Below are 10,991 nucleotides of genomic sequence, written 5' to 3' on the forward strand. Positions count from 1 at the left end.
CGCTGCCTCCGTCGCGGTCTCGGCAGCGTCGGTGCGGGTCGCCCCCGCCTCGGGGGCGTCGTCGGCGGCGGCGCAGGCGGCCAGTGCCAGGACGGGGACCAGGGCGAACGCCCCGACGGCGCGGGGCCACCGCGCCGGCAACGCCGTGCCGGTGGCACGGAGGCGGGACATCAGGACCTCGCCGGCGGGGTCTCGATGATCACGGTCGTCGCCTTGACGACGGCGGTTGCCAGGGAGCCGGGCTCGAGGCCGAGCTCACGGGCGGCCTCGCTGCTGATGAGCGAGACCACGCGGTAGGGGCCGCACTGCAGCTCGACCTGGGCCATGACGCCGTCCGCGACGACCCGTGTCACCAGCCCCGTGAAGCGGTTGCGGGCGGAGCGGTGCACGGAGTCGTCCCCGGCCGGGGTGGCGGCAGCGGCCTGGTCGACGGCGGTCCGGGCGAGCTCGGCACCGTCGACGACCTTGCGACCCGCATCGTCGACGGCGACCGACAGGCGGCCGTCGTCGATCCAGCGGCGGACGGTGTCGTCGCTGACGCCGAGCAGGTCGGCGGCTTGACTGACTCGATAGCTCGGCACGCGGGCCAGCATAGTCCCGCAGGTGCGGAAGCGATCGTTATTTAGATCCGCGGGTACGGAGACAGGGAGCGGGCGGGGTCGCGGCGCCCGTGCAGACCCAGCACGGCTGATCCAGACGGACCGCAACGGCACGCACGACCGGCCACGGTGCAGCTCACCGTGGCGGCGGCCCCGGCTGTGACGTCGACGTTCTCGAGGAGGACCGCAACGGCACGCACGACCGGCCACGGTGCAGCTCACCGTGGCGGCGGCCCCGGGCGCTGCGGCGCAGGCTGATCGTATGGCGCGGTGGGCCGTGCGTGCCGCGCCGAAGAGCGAGGTCCACACCGCGAGCACGCCGCTGCACCTGGCGTCATCGTGCCCGGTGTTCCTCGCCCGGACGGAGGACGACGTCGACCCGGACCGGGGAGGTCGTGGACCGTGCCCGGGTCGAGCCGCGCGCGCTCGCGCAGACCCGGCGGCAGCAGGCGGCCCGGCTCGCCCGACAGTGACGCTGAAAGGTGTGACGTAGACAACGTCTCGACCTGGAATAGTTCAACTCTAAACTGCCTTGACAGTGAGGTCAGTCTGACCCACCGAAAGGTTCACCCATGGAAATCGGCCTCCTCCTCGTCCGCGTCGTCATCGGCGCTCTGATGGTCGGCCACGGCGCCCAGAAGCTGTTCGGCTCGTTCGGCGGCCCCGGCGTCGCCGGCACCGGCGGCTGGTTCGACTCGGTCGGTTTCCGTCCGGGGAAGGCGATGGCCGTCGTCGCCGGCCTCTCTGAGTTGGGCGGTGGTCTCCTGCTCGCGCTCGGCCTGCTCACCCCGCTCGCCTCGGCCGCGATCATCGGCACCATGGTCGTCGCCGCGTCCACCCACACGGCCAGCGGCCTGTGGGGCGCCAACGGCGGCTACGAGCTGCCGCTGGTCTTCACCGTCGTCGCTGCCTCCGTCGCCCTCACCGGTCCGGGGGCGTACTCCCTCGACTCCGCACTCGGGCTCGAGTCCACCACGGCCGTCGGGTTCGGTGCGATCGTCCTCGGGGTCGTCGCCGCCGTCGTGGTGGCCGCTCGCGCCAAGGCGGCCGTACGGCCCGAGGTCGCTCCCGCCTGAGCAGGCTCGCCGACGCGACGCCGCTCCCGCCTGAGCAGGCTCGCCGACGCGACGCCGCTCCCGCCTGAGCAGGCTCGCCGACGCGACGCCGAAGGGCCCGCCCGTGATGGGCGGGCCCTTCGGCGTTCGAACGTCCGGCCCGCTCGGGGCGAGGGCGTTCAGCCGGTCGTCCCAGGCCGCGCAGGTTCCGGGGGAGGAACGGACGTGCTTCAGTGCTTGGTACTCGTGGGACGACGGCGCGTGGGCGGCGCCGTCGTCGGCTCCCAGCCGCGGCGCGGGGCCCGCGATCCCGAGGTCGCTCGCTCGTCACGCGAGCGGTAGACGATGTACGGCCGCGTGGAGTACTGCACCGGCGCGGAGAACGCGTGCACGAGCCGGGTGAACGGCCACGCCATGAACAGCAGGAACGCCGCGGTGATGTGCAGCTTGAACTGGACCGGCACGTCCGTCATGAGCTCGACCTGGGGGTCGAGGTAGAACAGCGAACGCAGCCACGGCGAGATCGTCTCGCGGTAGTCGTAGCCCTCCCCGCCGCCGAATATCTGGGTCTGCACGGTGGCCCACATGCCGAGCACGATCGGCAGCATGAGCAGCACGAACATGAGTTTGTCGACCCTGGTCGTGGCCAGGAACACCGGGCCGGTCACCCGCCGCCGGTAGATCAGCAGCGCCAGGCCGACGATCGTCGCCAGGCCCGCGATCCCACCCATGTAGGTCGCGCCGAGGTGGTACAAGGTCTGGCCGACGCCCACCGCCTCCGTCCACGACTTCGGGACGAGCAGCCCCACGAAGTGGCCGGCGGCGACGAAGAGAATGCCGAAGTGGAACATCGGGGAGGCCCACCGCAGCAACCGCTTCTCGTACAGCTGGGAGGACCGGGTCGTCCAGCCGAACTTGTCGTAGCGGTAGCGCCAGATCGATCCCACGACGAACACCGCCATCGCGACATACGGGAACACCACCCAGGCAAGGACGCTGCCGGCGCTCATGACGTGACCTCCGCGTTCGCGCCCCCGGCGGGGGCAAAGGGTTCCAGCGGGCCGAGGGCGTTCAGCCCGACCATCTCGGTGGGCGGGCCGGCCGTGATCAGACGCAGCAGCCGGTCCTCGACCTCCGCGCTCGGTTTCGGCAGCGCCAGGGACACTGCCTCCACCACCCCGGTCCAGGGGCTGTCCATCTGCGTCAGCGCCGAGCGGAGCACCTCGATGCCCTCGCGGTGCGCGGCCAGCAGCGCGGTGCCGATCTCGGCGTCGCCGACGGCGGTGAACTCCAGCACGACGGGCAGGAAGTCGGGCAGCTCGTTGCGCTGCATCTCCCACCCGCCCGCGCGGTAGGCCTCGACGAACCGGACCAGTGCGCTACCGCGCCGGCGGGTGTCGCCGGTGAGGAAGTAGGACAAGTACATCGAGCACTTGCGCTTGAGGTCGAAGGTGTCGACGTACGCGTGCTCCAGAGCCTGCGGTCCGACCGCGTTCGCGTGGTCGACGAACGCGGTGAGCCGGCCGGCGATGGGGGCGGGCAGCCCCGCCACGCCCTCGAGCACCGTCGGCAGCGCCGCCCAGCGCTCGGGCGTGGGGTAGTCGAGCAGCACCGCCGCCGCCATGGCGGTGAGCGCCCGCTCGTGAGCGGTGACCGGCACGGGCCGCAGCGGTGCCAGGGCGGGGGCGGTGACGAAGGCGGTCATCGCGGACCGCCGTCGGGCGCGGTGCCGACCCCGGTCGTGCCGTTCCCTGGCGGCTCGTCGCCCGGGCCCTCACCGAGCCGGGCGGCGTTGTCCGTGCCGCCCGCGTCCGGCCCCGGGTCCCCGCCCGGGTGCGGGTCGTTCAGCGCGGTCCCGGCCGCGGCGGCCGGCTCCATGGTGGCGGTCGCCGTCGTCGAGCCGGTCGGGAACAGGCCCTGCGTGGTGCCGCGCCCGTCCCAGTTCAACAGGTTGACGCGCCCCGTCCCGCTGGGCCGGTTGGGCGAGTCGGAGGTCTGGCGTTCCTTGAGGGCGTGGAACGTCTCCACGCTCGCCGGCTCCGGGAAGCCGGAGGAGGTGCCGAACGGCCCGGAGCCGCCCATGCCGGGCCCGCCCTCGAAGTCGAGGGAACAGGCCATCTCCTCCAGGCCACGGGCCGTCTCGGCGTGCGCAGTGGGGATGACGTAGCGGTCCTCGTACTTCGCGATCGCCAGCAGCTCGTACATCTCCTGCACCGCGGTGCCCGTCATGCCGACGGCGTTCGCGATGCCCTCGTCGCCGTCGTCGCCCATGTGGATGTCCCGCATGTACGAACGCATGGCGGCGAGCCGGCGCAGCACCTTCTCCACCGGGGCGGTGTCGCCCGCGCTGAACAGCTCGGCGAGGTACTCCAGCGGGATACGCATGGTCGAGATGGCGGTGAGGAGCGTCTTGGCGTCCTCGCCATCATTGCCGGAGGAGGTCACGACGTCGACCACCGGGCTGAGCGGCGGGATGTACCAGACCATCGGCAGCGTCCGGTACTCCGGGTGCAGCGGCAGCGCGACCTCGAACTGGCTGATGAGCTTCCAGATCGGGCTGGCCTGCGCGGCGTCGATCCAGTCCTTGGCGATGCCGTCGCGCTCGGCGGCCGCGATGACGTCCGGGTCGAAGGGGTCCAGGAACACCGACCGCTGCGCGGCCAGCAGGTCCTTCTCGTCCTCGACGGCGGCGGCCTCACTGACCCGGTCGGCGTCGTACAGGACGAGGCCCAGGTAGCGCAGCCGGCCCACGCACGTCTCCGAGCACACGGTGGGCAGCCCCACCTCGATGCGCGGGTAGCACAGCGTGCACTTCTCGGCCTTGCCGGTCTTGTGGTTGAAGTAGACCTTCTTGTACGGGCAGCCGGTGATGCACATGCGCCAGCCGCGGCACTGGTCCTGGTCCACCAGGACGATGCCGTCCTCGGCCCGCTTGTACATCGCACCGGAGGGGCACGAGGCCACGCAGGACGGGTTGAGGCAGTGCTCGCAGATGCGTGGCAGGTAGAACATGAAGGTCTGCTCGAACTCCATGGCCACGTGCTCGCTCATGTGCTTGAGGATCGGGTCCTGCACGGCGATCTCCTGCGAGCCACCGAGGTCGTCGTCCCAGTTCGCCGACCACTCGATCTTCGTGTTCTCACCCGTCAGCAGCGACTTCGGCCGCGCCACGGGCGTGTACCGGGAGTTCGCCGGGGCGGAGAGGAGCATGTCGTACTCGTACGTCCAGGGCTCGTAGTAGTCCTGGATCGTCGGCATCTTCGGGTTGGAGAAGATCGTCGCGAGCTTCTTCGCCCGGCCGCCAGCCCGGAGCTTGAGCTTGCCCCGCTTGGTGCGGACCCAGCCGCCCTCCCACTTGTCCTGGTCCTCATAGCCGCGGGGGTAACCCAGCCCCGGCCGGGTCTCGACGTTGTTGAACCACACGTACTCGGTGCCGGTGCGGTTCGTCCAGGCCTGCTTGCACGTCACCGAGCAGGTGTGGCAGCCGATGCACTTGTCGAGGTTCATCACCATCGACATCTGAGCCATGACCTTCATGCGTCACGCTCCCCCTTCGCTCGTGCCTCGCTGCGGAGTTCGCCGTCGTTCATGCGTCACGCTCCCCCTTCGCTCGTGCCTCGCTGCGGAGTTCGCCGTTCCTTCATCAGTACTGCACCTCCTGGCTGCGACGGCGGATGACCGTCACCTCGTCACGCTGGTTCCCGGTCGGCCCGATGTAGTTGAACGCGTAGGAGAGCTGCGCGTACCCGCCGACGAGGTGGCTCGGCTTCAGGAGCACCCTGGTCAGGGAGTTGTGGATGCCGCCGCGCTGGCCGGACGTCTCCGCCCGTGGCACGTCGACCGTGCGGTCGGTGGCGTGGTGCATGTACACCGTGCCCTCCGGCATGCGGTGGGAGACGACGGCGCGCGCCACCACGACACCGTTGCGGTTGTACGACTCGATCCACTCGTTGTCCTTCACGCCGATCTTCGCGGCGTCCTGCGGCGACATCCAGATGTTCGGGCCACCCCGGGAGAGGGAGAGCATGAACAGGTTGTCCTGGTACTCGGAGTGGATGGACCACTTCGAGTGCGGGGTGAGGTAGCGCACCGCCACCTCCGCGTAGCCCTCGGAGCCAGGGGCCCCGGTGGGGGCCATGGAGCCGGGGATCGCGTCGCCGTAGAGGCGGTGCATGTCCAACGGGGGCCTGAAGACCGGCAGGTTCTCCCCGATCTCGCTCATCCAGTCGTGGTCGAGGAAGAAGTGCTGGCGCCCGGTCAGGGTGTGCCACGGCTTGAGCCGCTCGACGTTGATGACGAACGCCGAGTACCGCCGTCCCCCGTGCTCCGAGCCGGACCACTCCGGGGAGGTGATGACCGCCTGCGGCCGGGCCTGGGTGTCCGTGAACGTGATCCGGTTGCCCTCGTGGTCGCGCGAGAGGTCCGCCAGCTCCGTGCCTGTGCGCTTCTCGAGGTTCTCGAAGCCCTGTGTGGCGAGCCGGCCGTTGGTGGTGCCGGAGAACGCCAGGATCATCTCGCAGGCCTTGACGTCCTTGTCCAGCAGCGGGCGTCCGGCGGCGACGCCGGTGGTGGCGACCCCGTTCTTCTCGCCCAGCTCCCGGACCTCGACGCTCGGGTCGAACACCACGCCCTTGGTGGCCATGCCGACCTTGTCCGGCAGCGGTCCGAGGGCGTTGAACTTCTCCCCGATGCGCCGGTAGTCCCGCTCGATGACGATCAGCTTCGGCATCGTCACCCCGGGGGTGGGTGGCAGCTCGTCCATCGCCGCGACCGCACCGTGCGGGGTGGCCAGCTCGTCAGGGGTGTCGTGGGCGAGCGGAGCGGCGATGACGTCGCGGTGCACGCCCAGGTGCCCCTCGGCGAGCTCGCTGACCTTCGCGGCCAGCCCCTGGAAGATCGTGAAGTCGGTGCGCGTCTCCCACGGCGGGTTGATCGCCGGGGTGAACGCGTGCACGAACGGGTGCATGTCCGTGCTGGAGAGATCGAACTTCTCGTACCAGGTCGCGGCCGGGAGCACGACGTCGGAGAACAACGTGGTCGACGTCATCCGGAAGTCGATGGTCGTGAGCAGGTCGACCTTGCCCTCGGGGGCCTGGTCGCGCCAGACGATGTCCCGCGGGCGCCGCTCGGGCTCGGCCTCGCTGGCCCGCACGGCGGCCTCGGCGCCGAGCAGGTGCTTGAGGAAGTACTCCCCGCCCTTGGCCGAGGAGCCAAGGATGTTGGAGCGCCACACGGTGAGCACCCGGGGGAAGTTCTCCGGGGCGTCCGGGTCCTCGACGGCGTAGCGCAGGTTCCCCGCGGCGAGCTCGTCGATGATGTGCTGCGGGACCTCCTTGCCGGCCTGCGCCGCCTCCTGGGTGATCAGCAGCGGGTTCTTGTTGAAGGTGGGGAAGCTCGGGGTCCAGCCCCGCTTGACGGCCTCGACGAGGGTGTCCGCCGTCGTCCGGCCGGCGAACGCGCCCTTGGCGAGCGGGGACGCGAGCGTGTCGGCCGGGAGCCCGTCGTAGCGCCACTGGTCGGTGGCCAGGTACCAGAACGACGTCGCCGTCATCTGGCGGGCGGGGCGCTGCCAGTCCAGCGCGAAGGCGTACTGCTGGAAGCCGGTGAGCGGCCGGACCTTCTCCTGCCCCACGTAGTGCGCCCAGCCGCCGCCGTTGACGCCCTGGCAGCCCGTCATGGTGGTCAGCGCGATCATGGTCCGGTAGATGGTGTCGGCGTGGAAGTAGTGGTTGACGCCGGCGCCCATGATGATCATCGAGCGGCCCTCGGAGCGGATGGCGTTGCGGGCGAACTCGCGGCCGATCCGGATCGCGGCGTTGGCCGGCACCCCGGTGAGCTCGGCCTGCCAGGCGGGTGTGCCCGGCGCCTCGGCGTCCTCGTAGCTGGACGGCCACGTGCCGGGCAGGCCCTCGCGGGCGACGCCGTACCGGGCCAGCAGCAGGTCGTACACGGTGGTGACCAGCCGGCCGCCCACGCGCCGGGCCGGGACCCCGCGGCGTACGACGCCGGCGCCGCCGGTGTGCGCGCCCGCCTCGCCCGACTCCGCCGTCGGGGCGATGTCGAAGCGTGGCAGGTCCACGGCCACGGCCTCGGAGCCCGGCAGGTCCGCCAGGGTGAGCGTCGGGTCGACGTCACCGAGGTCGAGGTTCCACTTCCCGGCGCCCTCGGGCCCGAACCGGTCGCCGAGGGTGCCGTTGGGGACCACGGGGGTGCCGTCGGCGTCGAGCAGGACCGTGCGGAACGCCGGGTACTCGCCCGCCGCGAGGTGTGGGGCCTCGTCGGCGAGGTCGGCGGCGGTGAGGAACTTGCCCGGCACGTACGCGCCGTCGCGCTCCTCGAGGCCGACGAGGAACGGGGAGTCGGTGTAGCGCTTCATGTACTCCAGGAAGCGCGGGGTGCGCTCGCGGACGTGGAACTCGCTGAGGATCACGTGCCCCATGGCGAGCGCGAGGGCGCCGTCGGTGCCGGGGTGGACGGCCAGCCACTCGTCGGCGAACTTGGTGTTGTCGGCGTAGTCGGGGGAGATCGCGACGACCTTGGTGCCGTGGTAGCGCCCCTCGGTCATGAAGTGGGCGTCGGGGGTGCGGGTCACCGGGATGTTCGAGCCCCACATGATGAGGTAGCCGGCGTTGAACCAGTCCGCGGACTCCGGCACATCGGTCTGGTCGCCCCAGATCTGCGGTGACGCCATCGGCAGGTCCGCGTACCAGTCGTAGAAGGACAGCATCTCCCCGCCCATGAGGGAGTAGAACCGGGAGCCGGCGCCGTAGGAGACCTGTGACATCGCCGGGATCGGGGTGAAGCCCGCCAGCCGGTCGGGGCCGTACTGCTGTGTGGTGTAGACGTGCGCGGCGGCGACGAGTTCCTCGACCTCGTCCCAGGTGGTGCGCACCAGGCCGCCCTTGCCGCGGGCCGCCTTGTACTGCTTGGACCGGACCGGATCCTCGACGATGTCGGCCCAGGCCTCGACCGGGTCGCCGAGCCGCTGCTTGGCCTCGCGGTAGAGGTTGAGCAGCTGCGCCCGCACGTACGGGTAGCGCACCCGGGTGGGGGAGTAGGTGTACCAGGAGAACGCGGCACCGCGCGGGCAGCCGCGGGGCTCGTACTCGGGGGAGTGCGGACCGACGGAGGGGTAGTCGGTCTGCTGCGACTCCCACGTGATGATGCCGTCCTTGACGTACACCTTCCACGAGCAGGAGCCGGTGCAGTTCACGCCGTGCGTGGAGCGGACGACCTTGTCGTGGCTCCACCGGTCGCGGTAGAACGCATCCCCCTCGCGGCCGCCCTCGAGGAAGATCTGGCGCAGGTCCGGCGACGCCTCGCCGCGCCGCAGGAAGGTGCCCAGCTTGAGCAGGGCGTCCCCGGCGGAGCTCTCACGGTCGGTGGTGCGCGACGTGGTGGCCGTCATCTCTTCTGTCCTTCCGAGCGGGTGGTGCGGGCCGGGCGGTTGGTGCGGGCTGAGCGGGTGGTGCGGGCCGGGCGGGTGGTGCGGGCCGGGCGGTTGGTGCGGGCCGGGCGGTTGGTGCGGGCCGGGCGGTTGGTGCGGGCTGAGCGGTTGGTGCGGGCCGGGCTGGTGTCAGGCCGCGCGTGAGACGCGGCGGACCGGCCACCACGTGAAGGCTGCGACGGCGAGGGCGGTTGCGGCGAGCAGGACGAGACCGAGCGTGTAGGTGCCCTGCTGGGTGTAGACGGCGCCCATCACCAGCGGCGGAAAGAACCCACCGAGCCCGCCTGCGGCGCCGACGATGCCGGTCACGGAGCCGACCTTGTCCGCCGGGGCGACCCTGGCGACGAGGGCGAAGCAGGCTCCGGAGGCGGAGCCGAGCATGGCGGCCAGGGTGAGGAACGCGACCGTGCCGGCGGGGAGCAGCTCGAGCTCGGCCGCAGCGAGCAGGGCCGCGAGGGCGGTGACGACGAAGTTGACCACCAGCACGGGCACGGGGTGGAACTTGTCGGAGAGCCATCCCCCGATCGGACGGGCGACGACGGCCAGGACGACGAAGCCGGCGGTGCGCAGCGCGGCATCCGCGCGGGTGAGGTCGTAGGCGTTGACGAGGTAGGTGGGCAGGTAGACGGAGAACGCCACGAATCCGCCGAAACCGAGCGCGTAGATGAGCGACAGCTGACCGGTGACCGGGATCTTCAGCGTCTGCCAGGTGCGCGCGAGCAGCGACCCGGTCGCTGCCTTCCGGTCGGAACGGTCGCGCAGCATCACCCAGGCGGTCACGGTATACGCGGCGAGGACGACCGTGACCAGCAGGAACGGCGCGGGGCGGCCGTAGGCGTCCACGATCCGCACCGTGGTGAACGCCGCGACGGCGGTGCCGACCGTGCCCATGCCGAAGATGCCGAGCGCGGTACCCCGGCGCTCGGGGGCGAACCAGGAGTTCACGAACGGCACGCCGACGGCGAACGCGGTGCCGCCGAACCCGAGGAAGAACCCGCCGATCAGCAGGGCGACGAAACTGTTGGCGAAGAGCCCGATGTAGAGCACCGGGAGGATCGTCAGGATACTCACCGCGGGGAACATCACGCGGGCGCCGAGCCGGTCGGTGAGGGCGCCGACCGGGATGCGCCCGAGTGAGCCGACGATGACGGGGACCGCGACGGCCGCCGAGACCTGGAACGGGCTCAGGCCGAGCGCCTCGCCGTAGTAGGTGCCGAGCGGGCCGATCAGGGCCCAGGCCCAGAAGTTGATCAGGAATCCGATCGTCGCGAGCGCGAGCATCGTCCCCTGCCGCCGGGTCTCGACGGCGGTCGTGCTCGGTGCGACTGTCGAGCTGTTGTCCGGTGTCATCACGGCCTCCAAGCGGTGCGGCGAGCGGTCGAGGCGGGTGGCCAGCACCGTACCGCCTGCCGGTAGCGGCGGGGGATACGGAGAGGGTCGGCACCTCTTGGTCCTCGATTATGCACGGAGCAGACCGGTTCATGAAATCACGAGGAAACGGGTCGGTAATTCGGTCACGGAGAGGTTCCCTAATCCGTTTACTACGTATTTGTCACGCAGATGAAAGGTTGCCAGACAAGCTCCGAGAATCGTCTCGGGGTGCGGTAGCGGCGGGCGCGTGCGAGGAGTTGGGTGGGCGCGTGCGGGGACTGGGGTGGGCTCGGCGGCGTGCGGGGCTGGGGTGGGCTCGGCGGCGTGCGTATCGCGAGCGCAGACGCCTCCCTATACATGACGACGGTTGTCGTGTCCCTGAACTTGACCCACCCCACCCCACCCCACCCCACGCCGCAGGCGCACTGTGGTGAGCATTTGCTGGCGTATGACCAGCAAATACTCACCACAAGCGCTGAGACCTCGGGTGGGAACCCGGGTGGGAACCCGGGTGGGTCC

The 10,991-nt window shown here is 70.9% G+C and carries 7 protein-coding genes; 1 reads left to right on the top strand and 6 read right to left on the bottom strand.

What is annotated here, in order from left to right; translation table 11 throughout:
* Positions 1-170: 170 nt before the first annotated feature.
* On the bottom strand, positions 171-581 hold the full coding sequence (locus ACYC1Z_RS11805; RefSeq protein ID WP_461409726.1) for a TOBE domain-containing protein: 411 nt from the start codon (positions 579-581) through the stop codon (positions 171-173).
* Between the two features lie 590 nt (positions 582-1,171).
* On the opposite strand from ACYC1Z_RS11805, the gene ACYC1Z_RS11810 reads away from it, so the two are divergent.
* Positions 1,172-1,675 carry a DoxX family protein gene (locus ACYC1Z_RS11810; RefSeq protein WP_461409727.1) on the top strand — a complete coding sequence of 168 codons (504 nt, stop codon included), beginning with the start codon at positions 1,172-1,174 and terminating at the stop codon, positions 1,673-1,675.
* Between the two features lie 209 nt (positions 1,676-1,884).
* Here ACYC1Z_RS11810 and narI read toward each other — a convergent pair whose 3' ends face one another.
* From narI to ACYC1Z_RS11835, 5 genes are all read right to left on the bottom strand, one after another.
* The gene (narI, locus tag ACYC1Z_RS11815) at positions 1,885-2,664 is read right to left on the bottom strand and encodes a respiratory nitrate reductase subunit gamma (RefSeq protein ID WP_461409728.1); all 780 of its coding nucleotides are present in this window, start codon (positions 2,662-2,664) and stop codon (positions 1,885-1,887) included.
* A complete protein-coding gene (gene narJ / locus ACYC1Z_RS11820; RefSeq protein WP_461409729.1) occupies positions 2,661-3,359 on the bottom strand; it encodes a nitrate reductase molybdenum cofactor assembly chaperone in 699 nt (232 codons plus the stop codon). Before narJ ends, narI begins: the two co-directional genes overlap by 4 nt.
* On the bottom strand, positions 3,356-5,191 hold the full coding sequence (gene narH, locus ACYC1Z_RS11825; RefSeq protein ID WP_461409730.1) for a nitrate reductase subunit beta: 1,836 nt from the start codon (positions 5,189-5,191) through the stop codon (positions 3,356-3,358). Before narH ends, narJ begins: the two co-directional genes overlap by 4 nt.
* A gap of 106 nt (positions 5,192-5,297) precedes the next feature.
* On the bottom strand, positions 5,298-9,062 hold the full coding sequence (locus ACYC1Z_RS11830) for a nitrate reductase subunit alpha (protein WP_461409731.1): 3,765 nt from the start codon (positions 9,060-9,062) through the stop codon (positions 5,298-5,300).
* 168 nt (positions 9,063-9,230) lie between these two features.
* Positions 9,231-10,451 (bottom strand): MFS transporter, encoded by a 1,221-nt coding sequence (locus ACYC1Z_RS11835; RefSeq protein ID WP_461409732.1) that lies wholly within the window; start codon positions 10,449-10,451, stop codon positions 9,231-9,233.
* Positions 10,452-10,991 lie beyond the last annotated feature (540 nt).

The sequence above is a fragment of the Georgenia sp. genome (assembly GCF_054605595.1).

Coding starts and splice junctions, on each gene's coding strand:
- narH (WP_461409730.1), bottom strand. CDS start 5,191: ATGAAGGTCATGGCTCAGATGTCGATGGTGATGAACCTCGACAAGTGC.
- narJ (WP_461409729.1), bottom strand. CDS start 3,359: ATGACCGCCTTCGTCACCGCCCCCGCCCTGGCACCGCTGCGGCCCGTG.
- narI (WP_461409728.1), bottom strand. CDS start 2,664: ATGAGCGCCGGCAGCGTCCTTGCCTGGGTGGTGTTCCCGTATGTCGCG.
- ACYC1Z_RS11810 (WP_461409727.1), top strand. CDS start 1,172: ATGGAAATCGGCCTCCTCCTCGTCCGCGTCGTCATCGGCGCTCTGATG.
- ACYC1Z_RS11830 (WP_461409731.1), bottom strand. CDS start 9,062: ATGACGGCCACCACGTCGCGCACCACCGACCGTGAGAGCTCCGCCGGG.
- ACYC1Z_RS11835 (WP_461409732.1), bottom strand. CDS start 10,451: ATGACACCGGACAACAGCTCGACAGTCGCACCGAGCACGACCGCCGTC.